Below are 1742 nucleotides of genomic sequence, written 5' to 3'. Positions count from 1 at the left end.
CCCGCAAAGCCCGGCCGACCTGGGCGAGCCGCCGAAGACCGACCTGTGGCGTCAGCTGTCGACGATCGCCCGCCGCCAGGTTCGACTCGTCATATCCGACCGGGGCTACACGATCTTCCTGGCGGTCCTGCCGTTCCTCATCGGGGCGTTGTCGCTGACGGTGAAGGGCCCCCACCCCGGCCTCGGCCCGGCCGACGCGCTCGGCCCCGCGCCCACGCAGCCGCAGTACATCATGGTGCTGTTGAACATCGGCGCCGTGTTCATGGGGACCGCGCTGACCATCCGCGATCTGATCGGCGAGCGCCCGATCTTCCGGCGGGAGCAGGCCGTCGGCCTGTCCACCTCCGCCTACCTGCTGGCCAAGATCGCGGTGTTCTGCGTCTTCGCGACGCTGCAGGCGGCGATCGCGACCATCATCGTCCGGCTGGGCAAGGGGGCGCCGACCGCGCACCCGCCCTTCTTCGGCAACTCCACGTTCTCACTGTTCGTCACCGTCGCCGGCACCTGTGTGGCGTCGGCGATGCTGGGCCTGTTGTTGTCGGCCGTGGCGCAGTCCAACGAACAGATCATGCCGCTGCTCGTGGTGTCGATCATGTCGCAGCTGGTGTTCTCCAGCGGCATGATTCCCGTCTACCAGCGCTTCGGCCTCGAGGAGCTCGCCTGGCTGACGCCCGCGCGCTGGGGTTACGCGGCGGGCGCCTCGTCGATCGACTTTCCGTCGCTGGTGAAGGTCAAACAGATCCCGACCAACGACCCGATCTGGCAGCACTCGAAACACATCTTCGTGTTCGACATGGCCATGCTGGCATTCCTGTCCGTCGCCTACACCGGGTTCGTCCGGTGGCACATCAGGCTGAAACGCTGAGCCCGCGGCCGGTGCGATGACGCAAGCCGCCGAGCCCGTGCTGACCGTTCGATCCGACCGATCGAAGGGCAGCTTCGCGGCCGGCCGCGACGTGGTGGTCGGCAGCGACCTGCGCGCGGACCTGCGGGTGGCGCACCCCCTGATCGCGCGCGCACACCTGCTGCTGCGCTTCGATCACGGCAAGTGGGTTGCGCTGGACAATCGTTCGCTGAACGGGATCTATCTCAACGGCCAGCGGGTCCCGCTGGTCGACATCGTGGACGGCCAGACCCTCAACATCGGCAAGCCCGACGGCCCGCGGATCACGTTCGAAATCGGCCACCACACCGGGACAGTGGGCATGCTCCCGCCGACCACGGAGTCGATCCCCGTCATCACACCGCCCGTCGATGCCCGCCGTGCGCCGCCGGCCGGCCAGCGGCCACCGGCCCCGCCGCAGCCGCGCCCCTGGCAAGGCCCGAACCGCACCACCGCCGTGCCGATCGTGCGACCCGACGCGGCGACGCGGTCGGTGCGGCAGTCCGCTGGGCCGCCCGAGCTGAACCAGCCCACCCAGATCGGCGTGAGCGGCCAGGTGGCGGAGTTCCCGACCACGCGGGTGAAGAACCTGGGGCCCGAATCCGAGCGGGTAACCGACCGGCCGGGCCGCGCCGCCTGGATCGGCCGCGCGCTCGACAACGACATCGTCATTCACGACGTGCTGGCCTCGCGCCATCACGCGTTTCTGACGCCGACGCCGGCGGGCCCCGAGATCCGCGACGCCAACAGCAGCAACGGAACCTTCGTCAACGGGGTCAAAGCGGCGTCGGCGGTGCTGTCCGAGGGCGACGTGGTGACCATCGGGAACGTCGACCTGGTGTTCTCCGGCGGGATCCTG

At 69.5% G+C, this 1742-nt stretch carries 2 protein-coding genes; both read left to right on the top strand.

Annotated features, from left to right (window positions below; translation table 11 throughout):
- Nucleotides 1-865, top strand: an 865-nt coding sequence (locus A5713_RS26515; RefSeq protein ID WP_156752047.1) for an ABC transporter permease, incomplete at its 5' end; no start/stop codon positions are given.
- A gap of 16 nt (nucleotides 866-881) precedes the next feature.
- Nucleotides 882-1742, top strand: an 861-nt coding sequence (locus A5713_RS26510) for an FHA domain-containing protein (RefSeq protein WP_156752046.1), incomplete at its 3' end; no start/stop codon positions are given.

This window comes from Mycobacterium sp. E2497 (assembly GCF_001668695.1).
Classification (GTDB): Bacteria; Actinomycetota; Actinomycetes; order Mycobacteriales; family Mycobacteriaceae; genus Mycobacterium.
This window is presented reverse-complemented; position numbering and strand designations above follow the sequence as displayed.